The organism is Rubrimonas sp. (assembly GCF_036788415.1).
Taxonomy (GTDB): Bacteria; Pseudomonadota; Alphaproteobacteria; order Rhodobacterales; family Rhodobacteraceae; genus Rubrimonas.
On sequence record NZ_DAIQNN010000008.1, the window covers coordinates 36,411 to 55,773 of the forward strand.

Consider the following 19,363-nt stretch of genomic DNA (forward strand, 5'->3'; position numbering starts at 1 on the left):
CCATCCCGTCTTAGGGTGCGCGCGCCGCGGCGGGCAAGCGCCGCACCCGGAAAGTTGAAGCGCGCATGTCCGATGTGATCGCCGGTGCCGAGGATACGCCGCGGAGCAATCTGCCGGAACTCACCGTTTCGGAGGTGTCGGGCGCGGTGAAGCGCGCGCTCGAGGATCAGTTCGGGCGGGTGCGGGTGCGCGGCGAGGTGAGCCGGGTGTCGCGCCCGCGCTCGGGCCATGTCTATCTCGACCTCAAGGACGACCGCGCCGTGCTCGCCTCGGTGATCTGGAAGGGGCAGCTCTCCCGGCTGGAGGCCCAGCCCGAGGAAGGCGACGAGGTGATCGCCGAAGGAAAGCTGACGACCTTTCCGGGCCAGTCGAAATATCAGCTGATCATCGACCGCCTCGCCCATGCGGGGGCGGGCGCGTTGCTGGCGAAGCTCGAACGGCTCAAGGCCGCGCTCGCCGCCGAAGGGCTGTTCGCGGCGGAGCGCAAACGCCCGATCCCGTTCCTGCCGCAGGTGATCGGGGTCGTCACCTCGCCGAGCGGGGCGGTGATCCGCGACATCCTGCACCGCATCGGGGACCGCTTCGGTATGCGCGTGCTGGTATGGCCGGTGGCCGTGCAGGGCGCGGGGTGCGCGCCGGAGGTGGCGCGCGCGCTGCGCGGCTTCAACGCGCTGGCGCCGGACGGGGCGATCCCGCGGCCCGACGTGCTGATCGTGGCGCGCGGCGGCGGATCGGTCGAGGATCTGTGGGGGTTCAACGACGAAGCCGTGGTGCGGGCCGTGGCGGCCAGCGCGATCCCCGTGATCTCGGCGGTGGGCCACGAGACCGATTGGACGCTGATCGACCTCGCCGCCGACATCCGCGCGCCGACCCCGACCGCCGCCGCCGAGATGGCCGCGCCGGTCCGCCGGGAACTGGCCGCGAAGCTGGCGGGGCTTCAGGAGCGCCGCCTGCGGGCGATGGCGCGCGCGCTGGCCGAGGGCGCGCGGCGGCTGCGCGACCTTGCGCGCGGACTGCCCGCGCCCGACGCGCTGTTGTCGGGGCCGCGCCAGCGCCTCGACCGCGCCGCCGATCTCGCGCCGCGCGCGCTCGCCGCGCGCGCCGCGGCGCAGCGATTGCGGCTCGCGCGCGGGCGGGCGGGCCGGTTCGGGCCGGCGCTGCTGCGGGGCCGGCTCGCAACGCTCAGGGGCGGGCTGCGCGACCGCGGCGCGCGCCTCGCGCCGGCGCTGGCCCGCGGCGCCGCCGCCGCGCGCCGCCGCGCCGAGGCGCTTGCGGCCCGGGCGACGCCCTCGGCGCCGCGGCGCGCGGCGCGTCAGGGGCGCGAGGCGCTGCGCGCGCTGTCGCGCCGGGCGGCGCGGGCGCGGGCGCAGAGCCTTCAGGCGCTGTCTGCGCGGCTCGACCGCGCCGGGCGCCTGCTCGAAACGCTGAGCCACCGCGCGACGCTCGCGCGCGGCTTCGCGCTGGTCCGCGCGGCGCCGGTCGCCTCGGGCGCGCCGGGGCCGGCTCTGACGCGCGCCGCGCAGATCGCTCCGGGGCAGGCGCTCGAGATCGAATTCTCCGACGGGCGCCGGCGCGCCGTCGCCGCGGGCGCGCCCTCCGCTCCGAAGGCGAAGGGGCGTGGAAAGCGGGGGGACGGGCAGGGGGCGCTGTTCTGAGCGGCCTCAGGCCTGCGGGCCGTCGTCGCACAGGACGGGGCTGCGGTCGCGTCGCACGATTCGCAGGATGAAGTTCGGGTCGTCCTCGGCTTCGGCGAACAGGCCGTCCGCATCGCGGAACATGCGCCAGCAGGCGGCGACGCCGGGATAGAAGAAGCAGATGCGCGGGCCGTCCGCGCCCCAGACGCCGCGCGCGCAGCGCCCGCCCTCGGGTCGCCACACCACCCCGTCGCCGGCGTCGAAGCTCTCGACGCCGAAGGGCGCGCCGTCCTGCTCGAAATGCAGCGTCCAGCCGCGCGCGTAGGCACCGAACTCCGCGCCGGTGACGGCGTCCTGCGCGCTGGACGCAGCCGCGGCGCAGAACAGCATCAGAGCGGCGAGGGAGATGCGCATGAGCCGAGGATAGGCGGCGGGGCCTGCGGCGTCGAGGGCCGCGCGCGAGAATGGCTGCGGCGGATCGCGAACGTGGATTGTGCGAACAGGCTGGAGTAGCATGTGCTTCAAGGAACAACCCGCCGCGCCGGTCGCGGGGCGGAGATTGAACAAGCGGGGAGAGACGGAATGGCTGACACGCCGGCGAATGCGCCCGAAGCTTTGCTCGGATCGCGCGTGGTTGACGAACTTGCGCGCAAGGCGCCGCGCATCCGCGACATCACGGTCGACGACGTGACGGCGGCGCTGCGCGAGGGCGCCGACGATTTCCGCGCCATGCCGGCCTTCGGCATGACGATCGGCGCGTTCTACGCGCTGGGCGGGCTCGCGATCCTGTGGGCGGTCAACAGTTTCGGCGCCGGGCTCGTCGGGATCGAGGGCATGGCGGTCGCCTTCCCGCTGCTTGCGGGCTTCGCGCTGGTCGGGCCGTTCGCTGCGATGGGCCTCTACGAGGCGAGCCGGCGGCGCGATCTGGGCCAGAGCGTCGGCGTCGGAGACATCTTCAACATCCGCCGCGCCACGACCAACCAGAACATCTTCTTCCTCGGCTTCATCCTGCTGTTCGTGCTGTTCGTCTGGCTGCGGGTGGCGGCGCTGATCTACGCGCTGTTCTTCGGCCTCAACCCGCCGCCGCTCGACGAGCTGATCACGCGCGTCTTCACCACCTCCGACGGCTTCATCTTCCTGCTGATCGGCAACGGGGTGGGGGCGGCCTTCGCCTTCGTCGTTTTCTCGATCAGCCTCGTCTCCTTCCCCTACATGCTGGAGAAGGACGTCGATCCGGTGACGGCGGTGGCGCTGTCGGTGTCGGCGGTGGCCAAGAACATCATGCCGCTGCTGGGTTGGGCGCTGTTCGTCGCGGTGGCGGTGACGGTGTCGTGGCTGCCGTTCTTCCTGGGGCTGGTGGTGGTGCTGCCGGTGCTGGGGCATGCGACCTGGCGGCTCTACAAGCGCCTGATCATCCACCCCGAGGACGCAGCCCGCTCAGCTTGAGAGCGGCGGCTCGCAGGAGAGCGGCGCGACTTCGATGCGCCGCACTTCCTGCTCGGCGCCGCCCGAGAGCGGCGCCACGAAGATGCGTCCGTCGCGGCGGATGTGGCGGAAGCACTCCATACCGCGATAGGAGAAGCAGTAGAGCCCTTCGGCGTAGACCCAGGGGGCGGTGACGCAGTCGCCGTCGCGGGTGACGAAGGTCGCGACGTCGCGGTCGGCGTGGTAGTACTCGCGGCCCCAGAATGCGCCGTCGATCTCGTAGGACAGAGTTTTTCCGGCGGTCATCGCGCGCCATTCCTCGAGCGGGATCGGCGCGTCGCCGGCCTCCTGCGCCGGGGCGGCGGCGGCGAAGCTCGCCGCGGCGAAGGCTGCGGCGAGAAGCGCGGCATGGGTGCGCGACACGGTTTGGCTCCGGCGTTTCATCTCCGCCCGATCTTTGCGGCGGCGCTGCGCCGCTGTCCAGCCGCCGCCGCGCCGTTCCCGCGCGTCTAGCGGTCGCTTGGTCTTTGCGAGCGGCGCGATCCGGCGCGGGCGCTCAGGACGCCTCGCCCGGCGCCGAGGCGTCGAGCCGCAGCACCGCGGCCCCCGGCGTCGCGGCGGCCGTTTCGGCGAGCGCTGCGTGGTGGGTGAAGACGAGGCGCTGGGCGCCGGATTCGGGAACCGCCAGCGCGGCCAGCGCCGCGGCCGTTCGGGCGTCGTCGAAACTCGCGAACAGGTCGTCGGCGAGGAGGGGCGGGCATTCCGTCTCGGCGGCCCGGCGGGCGATGGCGGCGAGGCGCAGCGACAGGAACAGCTGGTCCGCCGTCCCCTCGCTGAGGCCCGCGAGCGCGACCTCCGCGCCGTCGGGGCGCACCGCGCGCAGCACCTCGGACTCGTCCTCGCCGAACGCCGCGGCGAGGCCGGCGAAGGCGCCGCAGGTCAGCTGGCCAAACAGCGCAGAGGCGCGGCCCAGCACCGGGTCGCGCTCGGCGTCGGCGTAGCGGCGCGCGGCGGCGGCGAGCAGCAGGCTCGCGGCGCGCAAGGTCAGCCAGTCGCGCGCGCCCTCCTCCATGCGGGCGGCGGCGTCGCGGCGGGCTTGGGCGGCGCGGGCGGCGTCGGCCTCGCCGCGCAGCAGGGCGTCGCGCGCCATGCGCGCCGCATGCGCCGCCGCCGCCGCACTCTCCGCCGCCGCCCGGGCCTGCGACAGCGCCGCCGCCCGCGCCGCGATCCGGGCTTCGAGCGCGGGCGCGTCGGCCCCGGCGAGGTCGGCGCGCAGGGCGGCCTCGGTCTCGCCGCGCGCCTGTTCGGCGAGTTGCGCGCGCGCCGTATCGAGACCGGCCAGGGCCGCGTCTCGCGCGCGCAGCCGTTCGAGCGCCGGCCCGAGCGGCGCGTCGGCGGCGAGACCCGCGCGGTCGCGCGCCATCGCCAGCGCCTCGGCGGCGCGTTCGGCGGCGTCTTCCGCGGCGTCGGCTTCGGCGCTGAGCGCTGCGCTCGCCTCGGCGCGGGCGGCCCGGGCTTCGGCGCGGCGGTCGTCCTCGCGCGCGCGGGCGGCGAGGGCGCGGGCGCAGCGCAGCGCCGCGGCGGCGGCCTCCGCCCCCGTCGCCTCCCAGTTCGAAAGATCCGGCGCCGCCTCAGCCCGCAGGGAAGCGGCGTCGGCGGCGAAGGCGGCGATCCGGGCGAGGGCGGCGTCGATCTGCGCCCGCGCCGCAGCGCGCGCGCGCAGCCTGGCCGGGACCGCGGCCCAGAGGCCGAGCGCCGCTTCGGCGGCCTCCGCCGGCGCGTCCGCCGACAGGCCGAGCCGCGCCGCATGCGCCGCCCAACCGGCGCGCCACGTCGCGCAGGCCCCCTCGCAGGCTGCGAGATCGGCTTCGGCGGCGCGGCGCTGCGCGGCGAGGGCCTCGCGGCTCTGCCGGGCGCGCCAGAGGCGAGCGCGCCCGCCGAGCGCCGCTTCGACCGCGGCGAGCCGCGCGGCGGGGGGCGACCGGTCCTCCGCCGCCGCGCCGGCGCTGCGGGCGAGCGCGTCGAGGTCGCGCAGCGTCGCGGCGGCCCGCTCGGCCTTGCGGTCGGCGGCGCTGCGCGCTGCGTCGGCGGCGTCGGCGGCTTCGAGGGCGCGCCGCCAGTCGGCGATCCAGCCGCGCATCGCGGCCGGCGGGCGCGGCGGCGCGTCGAGGCCGGGCCAGAGCGCCGTCCAGCGCGCCTCCGCCTCGGCGCTCCGCGCAGCCAGCGCCGCCGCTGCGTCCTCCGCCCCGGCCAGCGCGTCCTCCGCCTCGGCCAGACGCGCTTGCGTCGCGGCGATTGCGCCGAGCGCGGCGCGTCCGGTCTCGCGCGCGTCGGCGACGCGGTCGGCGGCGGCGATCAGCGCCTCCACCGCGTCGGGCTCGGGCGCCGGTCCGGCGCCGCCTTCGAGCCGCACCCGCCGCAACGCGCGCCACGCGGCGTCGCGCGCGGCGCGGGCGGCGTCGAGGGCGGCGCGGTCGGGTGGAGCGTCGGGGCCGGCCTGCGCGCGCAAGGCGGCTTCGGCGGCGGTCCGCGCCGCGATCTGCGCGACGCGCCCCGCCTCGAGCGCGGCGGCGTCCCGCGCGCGCGCCGCGAACTCCGCCTCCGCCGCGTCCAGCGCCTCGGGAGAGGGCGGGCGGAAGCCGCGCAGATCGCGCGGCGGCGGAACCAGCGCGCGCAGGGCGGCGTCGGCGCGGCGGGCGGCGGCTTCGGCCTCGGCTGCGGCGTCGCGCGCCTCCGCGATGCGCGCGGGCGCGTCGCGCAGGCGTTCGAGCGCGGCGGCGAGCGGGGCGGGATCGGCGAGATCCGGCGGGTCGGCCTCCTTGGGCGCGGCTTCGCGCAACGCGCGCTCGGCCTCGCTCAGGCGACGATGGGCGGCGGCGCGCGCGGCCAGCGCGTCGCGGCCTTCGGCGAGCGCGGCGCGCGCGGCGGCGATGTCGGGCTCGGTCGGCGCGCGCGCCGCGCAGGCCTCGGGCGCGAGGCCGAGCCGGCGCGCCGCATCCGCGAGCGCCGCCGTCTCGACGGCCTCCGTCTCGCGCAGCGCGGGAAGCGCGTCGCGCGCCGCCTCGACCGCGCCGGCGCGCTCGATCAGAGCTGCGATCGCGTCGCGATGGGAATGGGCGGGCGAGGGCGCGGGGGCTGCGTCGAACTCGGCCCGCGCCGCGTCGGCGCGCATCCGCGCCGCGCGCGCGGCTGCGGCTGCGGCGGTCGCGGCGTCGCTCGCCGCAGCCAGCGCGTCGGCGGCGCCGGGCGGGGCGGTCAGATCGGCGTGCTCGGCCAGCGCGGCCTCCAGCCCGGCGACGCGCGCGAGGATCGGCGCTGCGGCGAGCAGGCGCGCGTCGCGGCGATCCTCCGCATCCAGCCGTTCGAGCCCCGCGCGCGCCTCGGTCTGACGCGCCTCGGCTTCCTCGAGCGCCGCCTCGGCCTCGTCGAGGGCGCGGCGGGTGACGAGCGCCTGCGCCAGCGCCGTCTTCGCCGCGTCATGCGATTCGAGGGCCCGATAGACGGCGCGATCCTTCGACTTGCGCGGCCCGAACAGCCGGTCGGCTTCGGCGTCGAGCGCGCGCCGCAGCCCCGCCGCGTCGCGCAGCGCGGCGCCTGCGGCGAGCAGGCTCTCGCCGAGCCCGCCCGCGCCGCCCGACAGCGCCGCGCCGCCCTCCCGCAGCCGCCGCTGGTCGAGCCCGAACAGCGCCTCGAAGAGCGCCCGGTCGCAGCCGCCGAGAAAGGGCGCGAGCGCGCTTTCGGGCAGAAGGCGCCCGTCGGCGTCGCTGAGCGTGTCGCCGCGGCCCTTGCGGCGGCGGATCTCGATCTCGGCGCCGTCGCGCGCGACCAGCCGGGCCCCGAGCAGGAGCTTCGGACCCGGAAAGCGGAACGTCGCGGGACTTTCATGGGGAAAACCGAAGAGCAGATCGGCGACGGCGGCGAGCGCGCTCGACTTGCCGGCCTCGTTGGGGCCGTGGATCACGACGAGCGGCGCGTCCGGGATGTCGAGGGACACCTCTTCAAACGGCCCGTAGCGGATCAGGTCGAGCCGCGCGATTCTCACGGCGCGCTCTCCCCGCCCGCATCGTCGGCGCGGGCGAGCAGCAGGCGGCGGGCCTCCGCAATCAGCTCCGCGGGGTCTGGCGAGGCAGGGCGGGCTTCGGCGGGCAGACGGTCGAGTTCGGCGATCTCGGCGCGCAGCGCCGCGTGCAGCGCGGGATCGGCGGCGGCCTCGGCCAGCGCCGGCGCGAAGGGGGCGAGCAGCACCGGATCGGCGGCGCGCGGCGGCGAGGTGGCGATCTCGACCCGCTCGACCGCCAGCAGGTCGGACAGGTCGGCGGCGAGCGTCGCGGCCTCCTCGCGCAGCGCCGCCCGGCCCCGCCGCCGCAGCCCCGCATCGAGCGGCGTCGCGCCGAGCAGGCGCAGCCGCACCAGCGCGACGCGCCCCTCCGCGGCGTCGAGCGCCTCGCGCAGCGCGGCGGCGACGGCGCGCCGGCGGGCGGCCTCGCTGTCGATCCCGTCGAGGGCGACGACCGGCGCCGACCAGCGCGCCACGTCGAGCGGCAGGAACGCGACCTCCGCCCGTCCGTCGCGCACGCGCACCCGCAGCGCGCCCTTGGGGCCGGTCTCGCCGACATGGCGGCCCTGCAGGCAGCCCGGATACCAGATCGGCGGGTCCTCGCTCAGCGCCTCGCGGGCGTGGACATGGCCGAGCGCCCAGTAGTCGTGGCCCGAAGCGCGCAGCGCGGCGACGTCGCATGGCGCGTAGACGGCATGGCCGGCCCGCCCGTCGGCGCTCGTGTGCAGCACCGCGACGTTGAACCAGCCGGGGAGGGGCGCGGGGTAGCCGCGCGACAGGTCTTCGGGGATGTGGCGGCGGGCGAAGCTCTGCCCGTGGATCGCCACGCGCAGCGACTCGATGCGGTGCGTCCCGGGCGCGCGGCTCGGGAAGACGTGGACGTTGTCGGGCGGCGGCGCCGCGTCGGCGACCTCGCTCTCGGCGTCGTGATTGCCCTTGACCGCGACGACCGCGATCCCAGCCTCGGCCAGACGGCGGAACTGCTGTCGGGCGAACAGCGCGGTGCGGACGTCGCGCCACCGCCCATCGTAGAGATCGCCAGCCAGCACGACGAAATCCACCGGCTCGGCCAGCGCCGCATCGACCAGATTGACGAAGGCCCGCCGCGTCCCCTGCGCGAGCGCCTCGGCCAGCGCAGGGTCTGCGAGCGCGAGCCCTGCGAAGCCGCTGTCGAGATGGATGTCGGCGGCGTGCAGGAAGGCGAAAGGGCGCATCGGCGGGCTCTCCGGAATTGGCGGGCGACGCGCGCAGGCGCCGCCCGACCGAAGTCTGGGTCTCACGAAACGAGGCCGCACTCAACGCGGTCGCCGACCTGTGGGGGGTGGCGGCTCTGGCCTCACGCACACTTGCAATACGGCACGCATCAATAGAAGTCTAATCAACGATCATTTTGATCGAGTCAATGAGTCGAAATCATCTTGACGAGGTTCCGTTTTGGGACATGATGCGAACACCGCCCGACATCAGGCGGTTGGCGGATTTGTCTGAGGCGGCGACTCATCATGGCGCAGGAGGGGCGAGGCGCAGCGGCGCTCGACGAGGTCGGACAGGCGCAGCGGGAGCGGCTGTTCCACATCGATTTCCGCGCCTGGTTTCTGGGCGCCGTCTCGCGCGGCGACCTGATCCGCCGCTTCGGGGTCCGGGAGGCGGCGGCGACGCGCGACCTCGCCCTCTATCGCCGGCTCGCGCCCGACAATCTGCGCTTCGACGGCGCCGCGCGCCTCTATCGCTGCGCCGAAGCGTTCCGCCCGCTGTTCGAGCATCCGCCGGAGCGCACGCTGACCGCCATCGCCGACGGGCTCGGCGACGACGCCGCCGGCGAGATCGGCCCGCATGTGCGCACCGAGCGGCCCCTGCGCCTCAGCCATCCGCGCATCGAGATCATCGCCGCGGTCAGCCGCGCCATCGCGGAATCGCGCGCGCTGGAAATCGACTATGTCTCGCTCAGTTCGGGGCCGGGGCGGCGCGTCGTCCTTCCCTTCGCGCTGGTCGACACGGGGCTGCGCTGGCACGCGCGCGGCTTCGACCGCAGGCGCGGACGGTTTCTCGACTTCGTGCTGACGCGAATCGCCGAGGCGCGGCTGCGCGACGAGGGCCCCGCCCCCGGCGAGGGGCGCGAGGACGACGCGCAATGGGCGCGCATCGTGGATCTCGAACTCGCGCCGCATCCCGGTCTCGCGCGGCCCGATGCGGTCGCGCGGGATCTGGCGATGGAGGGCGGGGCGCGCATCGTGCGGATGCGCGCGGCCCTCGTGGGTTACGCGCTGCTGCATTGGGGGGTCGACGCGACGCCGGACCATCGGCTGTCGCCCGACCGCCACCAGCTCTGGCTGCGCAACACGCCGACGCTCTACGGCGTGGAGAACCTCGCCATCGCGCCGCAGTGAGGGCGCGCGGCGTCAGCGCGCCGCGACCGCCTTGCAGCCGTCGAGCAGCACTTCCTCGGTCGCGCTGTCGTCGGGTTCGAGATGGGCGAAGAAGCCCTCGTCGCCCTTGCCGCGCCAGCGGAAGCCGCGCTGCTCGTCGAAATCGGCGTAGAACACGCCCGAGGCGCCCGGCACGTTGCGCAGCGCCACCAGTTCGCCGCCCCAGTTCACCACCGCAGCCGACATGTCGCCGAGATTGACGAAGGCCAGCTGCAGCACCTTGCCGCCGTCGCACAGATAGGTGGCGCTGATCGCCTGCTGGACGGGCTGGGCGAGCGCGAGGCCGGGGGCCAAAACCGCCGCCGCGCAGAGAAGTCTGAACATCGAACGATCCTCGCAGGTTTCGGCGCTGCGCGCCCTCGCCGTCTCGTGCGCCGAGAAGGTGGCGCGTTCAAGGCGGGGCGCTCAGACCTCCGAGGCGCCGCGCAGATCGAGGCCCAGCGCGTGGACGCCGCCGTCGAGTTCGGCCTTGAGCGCCGCATGCACGGCGCGGCTGCGCGCCACCCGGCTCATCCCGTCGAAGGCGGGCGAGACGATCCGCACGTGGAAATGCGTCTCGCCGCCCTCGCGCCAGCCGCCATGACCGCGATGCTTCTCGCTGTCGTCGCGCACGTCGAGCTCCACCGGCGCGAAGGCCGCCGCAAGCTTCTCGCGCATCACATCCGCAACAGCCATTCCGCCCTCTCGCTTCCCGCGCCCCGTCCATCGACCCGCGCGCTTGGCCTGACGCGCGCCGGCGCTAGACTGTCGCCGACATCTCCCGGAGACAAGCGTCGATGCCGCCGCGCCCGCCTTTCGACTACGACGTCAGCGTCACCGCCGACAAGGCGCGTCGCGCGCGGCGTCGCGGCATGACGGGCGCCGTCGAGGGCGCGGAGCGGCTCTGCGACCATCCCGGCTGCGACCGCTCGGGTCTCTACCGCGCGCCCTATGCGCCGACGGACCTGAACCGCTATCGCTGGTTCTGCCTCGACCACATTCGCGACTACAACAAGTCGTGGGATTTCTTCGCCGAGCACAGCGTCGAGGAGATCGAGGCCCGCCAGCGCGCCGCCGCGACCTGGGAGCGCCCGACCTGGCGGCTCGGCGAACGCGCGACCAGCCACGCCCATGCCGAGGGCCGGGCCTGGGAGCGCTTCGGCTTCTCCGATCCGGCGGACGTGCTGGGCGAGATGGGCACCCTCAACCCCGGGCGCAGCCGCGATGCGCCGCGTCCGCGCCGCAGCGTGCCCAAGAACGTCCGCAACGCGCTCGAAATCCTCGGCGCCGCCGAGACCGAGACGCGCGACGAGATCCGCCAGCGCTACCGCGTCCTCGTCAAGGATCTGCACCCCGACATGAACGGCGGCGACCGGCGCGAGGAGGGGCGGCTGCGCCGGGTGCTCTGGGCGTGGGAGCAGATCAAGGCGTCGCGGCTCTTCCCGAAATGACGCCGGCGGCTTGACGCGCCGCCGCCGACGCCCGATCTCGCGAAGGGGTGCGGCGCTTGGTCCCGAGGAGACGCCGGAACATGATCAGCCTGCTCGCACGCGCCGCCTGCGCCGCGGCGATATGTCTATGCGCCTTCGCCGCGAATGCGCGCGCGACGCAAGCAGAGCCGCCCCGCAACGCCGTCGCAGCTTTCGGCGCGTGGATGACCGACGAGAACTGGGAAGACCTGTTCCTCGCCCCGCACGACATCGATTTCGAGGATGCGGGGCTCGTGGGCGTCGCGCTGTCGCGGCGCATCGCGGAGCCGGTGGAGGGGCTGTCCTTCGAGATCGAGGGCCAGATCGCGAAGCATTTCGGATCGCAGAGCCACTGGGAGGTCAACGCGCCGATCCTGACCGCCCGCTGGTCGCGATTCCCGTGGGACGAGACCGTGGCGACTTCGGCGGCCTTCGGTCTGGGCCTCTCGGTCGCGAGCGAGACGCCCGAGCTCGAAGTCGCCAATGAGGGCGACAGCTCGCAGACGATGGCCTACTGGATGATCGAACTCGCGCTGGGCCGCCCCGGATCGGACTGGGAGGTGATCGGGCGGGTCCATCACCGCTCCAACGCCTACGGCCTGTTCGGCGACGATGGCGGGTCCAACGCGCTGGCGCTCGGTCTGCGGCGGCGATTCTAGGCGCGCAAACCGACCTGCAGGGATCAATTCACCAGAATTTCCCTTTCAGAACAACGGTCCCATCCTCGTTACCTGCTTCTCTCAGGTCGACTTCCGCTCTAGCCTCCGGCGCGCGGCGGATCGGCGCCGTCTCGCTTCACGGAGCCCCCCATGCCCCGCGCCGTCGATCTCGTCGCCGCCCGCCTCGCCGCCGCGGGCTGCCGTTTCGCCTTCGGGTTGCCCGGGGGCGAAGTGCTGGCGATGCTCGACGCGCTCGACCGCGCCGGGATCGCGTTCCGCCTCGCCCGCCACGAGACCGCGGCGGGCTTCATGGCGGAAGGGGCCTGGCATGCGACCGGCGCGCCCGGCGTGCTGCTCGCGACGCTCGGGCCCGGCCTCGCCAATGCGGTGAATGCGGCGGCGAACGCGCTGCAGGATCAGGTTCCGCTGCTCATCCTGTCGGGTTGCGTCGAGGCGGCCGAGGCCGAGCGCTACACCCATCAGGTGATCGATCAGACAGCCCTCATGCGCCCGGTCTGCAAGGCGAGCTTCCGGCTGACCGACGGCGCGGTCGATCTGATCGCCGACAAGGCGGTGCGGCTGGCGCTCGGCGACCCGCAAGGCCCTGTGCACATCGACATCCCCGTCGGGCTGGCCACGCGCGACCAGCCGCCGCCGCGCCGCGCGCTGCTCGCACCGACGGCCCCTGCTGCGCCCGCGCCGGGGCCGCAGCTGGAGGCGGCGCGCGCGGCGCTGGCGCGGGCGGAGCGGCCGGTGATGCTCGCGGGCGTCGGCGCGGTGGCGCATCGGGCCGGGCCGCTGGCGCGGGAGGTCTGCGCGCGCTTCGGCATGCCGCTGCTGACCACTTACAAGGCCAAGGGGCTGATCGACGAGGCCGACCCGCTCTGCCTCGGCGGGCATGGCCTGTCGCCGAAATCGGACGCCATCGTGCGCCATCTGCTCGACCGCGCCGATCTGGTGCTGACGCTCGGCTACGACCCGGTCGAGATGCGCGCGGGCTGGATCGATCCCTGGTCGCCCGAGCGCTGCGTCGCGCTCGACCATGCGCCGGCGCGCCACGGAGTTCACGGCGCGTCGGTCAGCTTCGTCGGCGACGTGGCGGCGGGGCTGCGCGCGCTGAGCGACGGCGTCGCGCCGGCGCGCCCGACCTGGCCCTGCGGCGCGCCGGCGGCGGCGCGCGCGGCGCTCGACGCGGCCTTCGCGCCGCCGGCGGAATGGGGACCGCACGCGGCCTTCGCCGCGGCGCGCGCGGCGCTTCCGCCCGAGACTGTGGCGACGGTGGACAGCGGGGCGCACCGCATCCTGTTCAGCCAGATGTGGCGCTGCCCGGCCCCGCGGCGGCTGCTGCAAAGCTCGGGCTTCTGCACGATGGGCGCGGCGCTGCCGCTCGCCATCGGCCACGCCGCGGCGGCGCCGGACGTCCCTGTTCTGGCGGTGATGGGCGACGGCGGGGCCGAGATGGTCCTCGGCGAGTTCGCCTCGCTGCGCGACCTGGGCGCGCCGGTGATCGCGTTGGTGCTGGCCGACCGCAGCCTCGCGCTGATCGCGCTGAAGCAGCGCGCTTCGGGCCATCCGGATCGCGGCGTGAGTTTCGGCGGAACCGACTGGCCGGCGCTCGCGCGCGCCATTGGCGGGGAGGGGACGTGGGTGCGCTCCGCCGCCGCGCTGACCGAGGCGATCGGGGCCGCCCGCGCGAGGCGCGACCGCTTCACGCTGCTCGCCTGCGAGATCGACGGCGCGCAGTACGAAGGCGCGTTCTGAGCCGCGCGGGCGGCGTCTGGCCCCGAACGGCGCATCGGGGCATGATCGCGCGCCGCCCGCCTCGGGCGACGCCGGAGCCCGCAATGCCCAAGCCCGCCGCCTCGCAAGGCCCGATCTGGATCCCGGCCCCTGACCGCGTCGGCGCCGGCATGGCGCTGATGACGGCCGCGATGCTCGCGGCGCCGGGCATCGACGCCCTCGCCAAGCTCGCCACCGCCGAGGCGACGCCGCCGCAGATCGGGCTCGCGCGTTTCGTCGTGCAGGCTGTCCTGCTCGCGCCGCTGATGCTGCTCGGCCGTCGCCTCCTGCTCCCCTCCGCCTCCGAACTCGGCCTGCACGCGGCGCGCGGCGCGCTGATGGGCGTGGCGACCGTCCTGTTCTTCACCGCGCTCACCCGCATGGCGGTCGCCGACGCCATCGCGATCTTCTTCGTCGAGCCGATGATCCTGACCTTGCTCTCGGCGCTGATCCTGCGCGAGCAGGTCGGCTGGCGGCGCTATGCGGCTTGCCTTGTCGGCTTCGGCGGCGCGCTGCTGATCATCCAGCCGAAATTCCAGGATTTCGGCTGGCTCGCCGCAGCGCCCGTAGGGGCGGCCTTCTGCTTCGCGCTTTACCTGATCCTCACCCGCCGCGCCGCGCAACGTTCGGACCCGATCAGCATCCAGTTCTGGGCCGGCCTCTTCGGCGCGCTCACCGTCGGGGCCGCCATCGCCGCAGGCGGGCTCGCAGGCTCGGCGACCTTCCGCCTCGCCCCGGTCTCCGACGCGACGCTCCTGCTCCTGTTCGGCGTCGGCGCCTGCGCGACGGTCTCGCATCTGGCGATCGTGGCGGCCTTCGCGCGGGCGCCGGCCTCGGTGCTCGCGCCGTTCCAGTATCTGGAGATCCTGTCGGCGACGGCGCTCGGCTTCCTGATCTTCGGCGATTTTCCGGACGCTTTGACCTGGGTCGGGATCGCGATCATCACCGGCTCGGGGCTGGTGATCGTCCACCGCGAGCGCCTCGCCGAAAAGCGCGCCCGCGCTCAGGCGAGGCTGTCGAGCACCGCGTCGAGATAGCGCCGCTCCACCATCGCCGCGACATGACGGGCGTCGAAGCGCGCCGCCACCTCAGCGGCGTTGGCGCGGTTCGACGTGCCGATCCGGGACCCCGCCGCCAGCGCCAGCCGCTCCAGCGGCCATTCGAGCCCTTCGGAACTGAGCGCCACTGTCGGCGCGAGCGGATAGAACGACACGCGGGCGCCGGGGGCGAGGCGCGCCCGCCAGTCGCACGGGGCGAGGAAGATCGCGTCCTCGTCCCCGATCAGCGCGATGCGCTTCTCGGGAAAACGCATCAGCGCGTGCAGGGCCGCCAGCGTGTGATCGAAGCGACGGCCGAGAAACCCCACGCCGAGCCAGAACGAGGCTTCGGTGACCTCGAGGCATTTCTCAAGATCGGTGCTGTCCTGCTCGGCGATCGGCAACACCTGCGCGCCCGCGCCGCGCCAATGGTCGAGGTCGCGCGCGCTGTCCATGTCGCCGATCACCGCGCGGGGCGTCAGCCCCCAGTCCCGCAACAGGTTCGCGCCGCCATCCGCCGCGACGAGGTCCGGCGCGCGGGCGAGGGCGAGGTCGAGCGTCGCGCGGTCTAGCGCCCCCCCGCCGGCGAGCGTGACGCCGCCGGCGAAGCGCAGCGTCGCGGTCACTTCTCGCCAGCGGGGGGCGCGTCAGGGTCGGGCTTGCCGACGCCGAGGAACAGTCGCTTCAGCGGAAACGCCCAGACGACGCCGAGGCCGACATAGATCGCCAGCTCGACCCAGATCGAGGGCCTTTCGAACAGGCTCACCAGCCACAACGCCGCGCCGATATAGACCGGCAGGCCGACGAGCAGGACGAGGGCGGCGAGTTTCTTGCGCGTGTCATAGGTCATGGAGCGGAGCTAGCCTTCCGGGGCGGGTTCGGCAACGGCTCAGTCGGCGAACGGGTCGGTCACGAGGATGGTGTCGTCGCGCTCGGGGCTGGTGGAGAGCAGCGCCACCGGCGTCTCGATCAGCTCTTCGATGCGTTTGACGTATTTGATCGCTTCGGCCGGCAGGTCGAGCCAGCGCCGCGCGCCGGCGGTGCTTTGAGACCAGCCGGGCAGGGTCTCGTAGATCGGCTGGCAGCGGGCCTGGAGCGCGGCGGCCATCGGCAGATGGTCGAGCGTCTCGCCGTCCACCCGATAGCCGGTGCAGATCTTCAGCGCCTCGAAGCCGTCGAGCACGTCGAGCTTGGTCAGCGCGATGCCCTTGATCCCGCTCACCTTGCAGGTCTGGCGCACCAGCGCCGCGTCGAACCAGCCGCAGCGGCGCTTGCGCCCCGTCACCGTGCCGAACTCATGCCCGCGCTCGCCGAGGCGCTGGCCGACCGCGTCGTGCAGCTCGGTGGGGAAGGGGCCTTCGCCGACCCGCGTCGTGTAGGCCTTGACGATGCCCAGCGTGAAGCCGACCGCGTCCGGCCCCACGCCTGCGCCCACCGCCGCCATCCCCGCCATGGTGTTGGAGGAAGTGACGTAAGGATACGTCCCGAAATCCACGTCGAGCAGCGCGCCCTGCGCCCCTTCGAACAGGATGCGCCGGCCCTCGCGCCGCGCCTCCGCCAGCACGCGCCACACAGGCGCCGCATAGGGCTTCAGCGCCGGAGCGATTTCGGCGAGCGCCGCGCGCAGCGCCGCGCGGTCGATCGGCGCCTCGCCGAGCCCCTTGCGCAGCGGGTCGTGATGGGCGAGCAGCCGGTCGAGCCGCGTCTCCAGCGTCTCGGCGTCGAACAAGTCCGACACGCGGATCGCGCGGCGGCCCACCTTGTCCTCATAGGCCGGGCCGATGCCGCGCCCGGTGGTGCCGATCTTCGCCTTGCCCGCCTGCGCCTCGCGCAGCTGGTCGAGGTCGCGATGCACCGGCAGGATCAGCGGCGCGTTCTCGGCGATCAGGAGATTCTCCGGCCCGATGGCGACGCCCTGCCCGGCGAGCTTCTCGATCTCGGCGACGAGCGCCCAGGGGTCGAGCACGACGCCGTTGCCGATCACGCTCAGCTTGCCGGGCCGCACGATGCCCGAGGGCAGCAGCGACAGCTTGTAGGTGACGTTCCCGATCACCAGCGTGTGCCCGGCGTTGTGCCCGCCCTGAAAGCGCACGATCACGTCGGCGCGCTCGCTGAGCCAGTCGACGATCTTGCCCTTGCCCTCGTCGCCCCACTGGGCGCCGACCACTGCGACATTCGCCATGCAAGCTCTCCCCGGCCCATCTGCCCGCCCGCCATAGCGCAGCGGCGTCGCCCCGAAAAGCCGGGGGCGCTCAGCGCGACGCCGACAGATCCGCGAACGCCTCGCGCGCCAGCTCCGCGAGCAGCCGAAGCGCCGAAACCTCGGTCAGCGAGCGCCGCCACGCCAGCCCGATCCGCCGGTGCAGCGCCCGCCCGCGCAGAGGCAGCGCAACCACGTCGCCGCCCACGCGCAGCTCGCTGCGGCAATAGAGCTCTGGCGCGAAGGCGACGCCCGCGTTCATGCCGGTCATCACCCGCAGCGCGTCGAGGCTCGACCCCTCGTAATCGCGCGACAGCCTCGCGCCGAACGCATCGCAGACGCTCTCGACTTGCTCGCGCAACCGGTAGCGCGGGTCGAGGGTCAGCACCTCCAGCCCCGCGAGCTGCTCCGGGGCCACGGCGCCGACGGCGGCGAGGGGGTGGTCGGCGGCGACGAGCAGCAGCAGCCGCTCGCGAAACAGCTCCTCGCAGGCGAGCGTCGGATCGCGCACCGGCATCTGGGCGAGGATGGCGTCATGCGCCCCCTCGGCCAGTTCGCGTTCGAGATCGGCCGGCGCTCCCTCGCGGACGCCGAGCCGCAGGTTCGGGTGGCGGCGGTGCAGCCGCGCCACGACATGCGGCAGCAGATAGGGGCCGATCGTGGGGCTGACGCCGAGCGTCAACCGGCCCGACAGGGATTTGCGGGCGCCGGCGGCGAAATCTTCGAGCGCGCGCGCGCCCTCGACCACCGCGCGGATGCGCCCCAGCGCCTCGCGTCCGACCGGCGTCAGTTCCGCGCCCTGCGCGCGCCGCTCGACCAGCGCCAGCCCAAGCGCCTCCTCGAGCCCCTTGATCTGGGCGCTGAGCGCCGGCTGGCTTATCCCGAGCCTCGCGGCGGCGGCGCGGAAGGAGCGCGCCTCGGCCAGGGCGATCAGACAGCAGAACTGGCGCAGGCTGACGCGCGGCATGGTCATGCGATAGGAAAATCCTATCGCTCCGCGCCTGTCAACGACGGTTCCCGTATCGCCCCGGCCTCCTATCTTTCCGCCCACAGGGCGGCTTTTGCCGTCCGGCGTCGAACGGGCGCGGCACGGTTTACGGTCTCCCCCGACCCTCCGTGCGACCCGGCCGGCCCGCGCGCCGCGTCACTCCCCCGCACCCTTGACGCGGCGCGCGGATCTCCACCTCCTCCCGGAAACGCGAAACGCGCGCCCGAAGGCGCGCGCCGGCGTTTCCGAGCTTTCGGGCCGATCAGGACGCCTTGTTGGCTTCCCGGATCTTCTCGGCGGCGGCCGCGTCGAAGGCGACGCCCTTCTCGGCGAAGAGCTTGTCCAGTTCGCTCGACAGGGTCATTTCGGTGACGATGTCGCAGCCGCCCACGAACTCGCCCTTGACGTAGAGCTGCGGGATCGTCGGCCAGTCGCTGAAGCTCTTGACGCCGTCGCGGATCGCCTCGTCGCTGAGGACGTCCACATCCTTGTAGTCGACGCCCATGTAGCCGAGGATCGACGCGACGCGCGAGGAGAAGCCGCAGCGCGGCATCTCGCGGTCGCCCTTCATGAACAGGACGACGTCGTTGGCGCCGATCACGTCGCGGATGCGGTCATGTGCGGGGTTGGCTTCGGCCATTTGCGTCTCCATTGCGAGGGGCTCGGGGCGCAGCCCCGGCGTCGATCGGGTCGTTCAGTCCGGTGCGCGGGTGGTGAGCGCGAGGGCGTGCAGTTCGCCGCCCATGCGCCCCTTGAGCGCGGCGTAGATCATCTGGTGCTGCTGCACGCGGTTGCGGCCGCGGAAGGCTTCGGTGACGACCGTCGCGGCGTAATGGTCGCCATCGCCGGCTAGGTCGCGAATCTCGACTTTGGCGTCGGGATAGGCTTCCCGGATCAGCCGCTCGATTTCCGCCGCTTCCATCGCCATGGCGCGCCCTTTTCCGATGCGTTTCGTAAGTTAAAGACTTAGAACGCGCGCAGGGGGCGCGCAAGCGGCGCCTTGCGCGGCGCGCGCGCCGGAAAGGGCCTTGCAATGACGCGACTGGTCGAAGCGCCGACGATCCATCCCTCGGCCAGCCTCCGCAACGCCGCGCTCGGCCGTTATGTCGAAATCGCCGAGGGAACCCGGCTGCTCGACTGCGCCATCGGCGACTACAGCTACACCGATCGCTTCGCCGACATCGCCAACGCCGATGTCGGCAAGTTCTCCAACATCGCCAGCTTCGCGCGCATCGGGGCGACCGACCACCCGATGGGGCGCGCCTCGCTGCACCACTTCCTCTATCGCTCCGCTTCCTACTGGGACGACGCCGAGGACGACGCGGCGTTCTTCGCCGCCCGCGCCGCGCGACGGGCGCATGTCGGCTGCGACACCTGGATCGGCCACGGCGCGATGGTGATGCCGGAGGTCCGCGTCGGCCATGGGGCCGTGCTCGCGGCCAAGGCGGTGGCGACGCGCGAAGTCGCCCCCTACGAGATCGTCGCGGGCGTTCCGGCGCGAAGGATCGGCCGGCGCTTCTCGGAAGCCGTCGCCGAGCGCATGATCGCGCTCGCCTGGTGGGACTGGGACCACGACCGCCTTCGCGCGGCGCTGGAGGACTTCCGCGCCCTCTCGGCCGAGGCGTTCCTGGACAAGCATGGCGGCTGAGGGAGGCGCACCTCAGGCCTGCCGTGAGGAACAAGTCGCACCCTGCTGAATTCGAACGCGAA

At 74.0% G+C, this 19,363-nt stretch carries 20 protein-coding genes; 8 read left to right on the forward strand and 12 right to left on the reverse strand.

Annotated elements, in window-relative coordinates; translation table 11 throughout:
* Window positions 1-65 precede the first annotated feature (65 nt).
* The gene (gene xseA, locus V7Q31_RS03850; RefSeq protein ID WP_333832354.1) at window positions 66-1,655 is read left to right on the forward strand and encodes an exodeoxyribonuclease VII large subunit; all 1,590 of its coding nucleotides are present in this window, start codon (window positions 66-68) and stop codon (window positions 1,653-1,655) included.
* 6 nt (window positions 1,656-1,661) lie between these two features.
* Here the strand turns inward: xseA and V7Q31_RS03855 are convergent, their stop codons facing one another.
* Entirely contained in the window at window positions 1,662-2,048 is a 387-nt protein-coding gene (locus tag V7Q31_RS03855) for a hypothetical protein (RefSeq protein WP_333832355.1), read from the reverse strand.
* A gap of 168 nt (window positions 2,049-2,216) precedes the next feature.
* Here V7Q31_RS03855 and V7Q31_RS03860 point away from each other — a divergent pair, with 168 nt between their 5' ends.
* Window positions 2,217-3,080, forward strand: a complete 864-nt coding sequence (locus tag V7Q31_RS03860; RefSeq protein WP_333832356.1) for a DUF2189 domain-containing protein — start codon at window positions 2,217-2,219, stop codon at window positions 3,078-3,080.
* Here the strand turns inward: V7Q31_RS03860 and V7Q31_RS03865 are convergent.
* From V7Q31_RS03865 to V7Q31_RS03875, 3 genes are all read right to left on the reverse strand, one after another.
* Window positions 3,072-3,482, reverse strand: coding sequence for a hypothetical protein (locus V7Q31_RS03865; protein WP_333832357.1), 411 nt, complete (start codon window positions 3,480-3,482; stop codon window positions 3,072-3,074). The genes V7Q31_RS03860 and V7Q31_RS03865 overlap by 9 nt on opposite strands.
* A 133-nt stretch (window positions 3,483-3,615) precedes the next feature.
* Window positions 3,616-7,101 carry an AAA family ATPase gene (locus V7Q31_RS03870; protein WP_333832358.1) on the reverse strand — a complete coding sequence of 1,162 codons (3,486 nt, stop codon included), beginning with the start codon at window positions 7,099-7,101 and terminating at the stop codon, window positions 3,616-3,618.
* Entirely contained in the window at window positions 7,098-8,330 is a 1,233-nt protein-coding gene (locus V7Q31_RS03875) for a metallophosphoesterase family protein (RefSeq protein WP_333832359.1), read from the reverse strand. Before V7Q31_RS03875 ends, V7Q31_RS03870 begins: the two co-directional genes overlap by 4 nt.
* Window positions 8,331-8,618: 288 nt before the next feature.
* Between V7Q31_RS03875 and V7Q31_RS03880 the strand changes: the two genes are divergently transcribed.
* Window positions 8,619-9,503: a WYL domain-containing protein gene (locus V7Q31_RS03880; RefSeq protein ID WP_333832360.1), complete on the forward strand. Its 885-nt coding sequence runs from the start codon at window positions 8,619-8,621 to the stop codon at window positions 9,501-9,503.
* Between the two features lie 12 nt (window positions 9,504-9,515).
* Here the strand turns inward: V7Q31_RS03880 and V7Q31_RS03885 are convergent, their stop codons facing one another.
* Together V7Q31_RS03885 and V7Q31_RS03890 are read right to left on the reverse strand one after the other, a co-directional pair.
* The gene (locus V7Q31_RS03885) at window positions 9,516-9,866 is read right to left on the reverse strand and encodes an MliC family protein (RefSeq protein ID WP_333832361.1); all 351 of its coding nucleotides are present in this window, start codon (window positions 9,864-9,866) and stop codon (window positions 9,516-9,518) included.
* Window positions 9,867-9,947: 81 nt separating this feature from the next.
* Complete coding sequence (locus V7Q31_RS03890; protein ID WP_333832362.1) at window positions 9,948-10,217, reverse strand: BolA family protein; 270 nt, start codon at window positions 10,215-10,217, stop codon at window positions 9,948-9,950.
* 101 nt (window positions 10,218-10,318) lie between these two features.
* On the opposite strand from V7Q31_RS03890, the gene V7Q31_RS03895 reads away from it, so the two are divergent.
* The 4 genes from V7Q31_RS03895 to V7Q31_RS03910 all read left to right on the forward strand — a co-directional run bounded on the left by V7Q31_RS03895 (window position 10,319) and on the right by V7Q31_RS03910 (window position 14,465).
* Window positions 10,319-10,972, forward strand: coding sequence for a J domain-containing protein (locus V7Q31_RS03895; protein WP_333832363.1), 654 nt, complete (start codon window positions 10,319-10,321; stop codon window positions 10,970-10,972).
* Between the two features lie 80 nt (window positions 10,973-11,052).
* The gene (locus V7Q31_RS03900) at window positions 11,053-11,649 is read left to right on the forward strand and encodes a hypothetical protein (RefSeq protein WP_333832364.1); all 597 of its coding nucleotides are present in this window, start codon (window positions 11,053-11,055) and stop codon (window positions 11,647-11,649) included.
* A 150-nt stretch (window positions 11,650-11,799) separates the two neighbouring features.
* Window positions 11,800-13,410 (forward strand): thiamine pyrophosphate-binding protein, encoded by a 1,611-nt coding sequence (locus tag V7Q31_RS03905; protein ID WP_333832365.1) that lies wholly within the window; start codon window positions 11,800-11,802, stop codon window positions 13,408-13,410.
* A gap of 83 nt (window positions 13,411-13,493) precedes the next feature.
* On the forward strand, window positions 13,494-14,465 hold the full coding sequence (locus V7Q31_RS03910) for a DMT family transporter (RefSeq protein WP_333832366.1): 972 nt from the start codon (window positions 13,494-13,496) through the stop codon (window positions 14,463-14,465).
* On the opposite strand, the gene V7Q31_RS03915 is transcribed toward V7Q31_RS03910, so the two are convergent.
* From V7Q31_RS03915 to V7Q31_RS03940, 6 genes are all read right to left on the reverse strand, one after another.
* Window positions 14,432-15,091, reverse strand: a complete 660-nt coding sequence (locus V7Q31_RS03915; protein WP_333832367.1) for a thiamine diphosphokinase — start codon at window positions 15,089-15,091, stop codon at window positions 14,432-14,434. The two genes, V7Q31_RS03910 and V7Q31_RS03915, sit on opposite strands and share 34 nt — an antisense overlap.
* Window positions 15,088-15,315, reverse strand: a complete 228-nt coding sequence (locus V7Q31_RS03920) for a DUF2842 domain-containing protein (RefSeq protein WP_333832368.1) — start codon at window positions 15,313-15,315, stop codon at window positions 15,088-15,090. Before V7Q31_RS03920 ends, V7Q31_RS03915 begins: the two co-directional genes overlap by 4 nt.
* Window positions 15,316-15,354: 39 nt before the next feature.
* Complete coding sequence (locus V7Q31_RS03925) at window positions 15,355-16,647, reverse strand: adenylosuccinate synthase (RefSeq protein WP_333832369.1); 1,293 nt, start codon at window positions 16,645-16,647, stop codon at window positions 15,355-15,357.
* 70 nt (window positions 16,648-16,717) lie between these two features.
* Window positions 16,718-17,638 carry a hydrogen peroxide-inducible genes activator gene (locus V7Q31_RS03930; RefSeq protein ID WP_333832370.1) on the reverse strand — a complete coding sequence of 307 codons (921 nt, stop codon included), beginning with the start codon at window positions 17,636-17,638 and terminating at the stop codon, window positions 16,718-16,720.
* A gap of 277 nt (window positions 17,639-17,915) precedes the next feature.
* On the reverse strand, window positions 17,916-18,293 hold the full coding sequence (gene grxD, locus V7Q31_RS03935) for a Grx4 family monothiol glutaredoxin (protein WP_333832371.1): 378 nt from the start codon (window positions 18,291-18,293) through the stop codon (window positions 17,916-17,918).
* A gap of 54 nt (window positions 18,294-18,347) precedes the next feature.
* Complete coding sequence (locus tag V7Q31_RS03940) at window positions 18,348-18,581, reverse strand: BolA family protein (RefSeq protein WP_333832372.1); 234 nt, start codon at window positions 18,579-18,581, stop codon at window positions 18,348-18,350.
* Between the two features lie 105 nt (window positions 18,582-18,686).
* Here V7Q31_RS03940 and V7Q31_RS03945 point away from each other — a divergent pair, with 105 nt between their 5' ends.
* Window positions 18,687-19,301 carry a chloramphenicol acetyltransferase gene (locus tag V7Q31_RS03945; protein ID WP_333832373.1) on the forward strand — a complete coding sequence of 205 codons (615 nt, stop codon included), beginning with the start codon at window positions 18,687-18,689 and terminating at the stop codon, window positions 19,299-19,301.
* Window positions 19,302-19,363 lie beyond the last annotated feature (62 nt).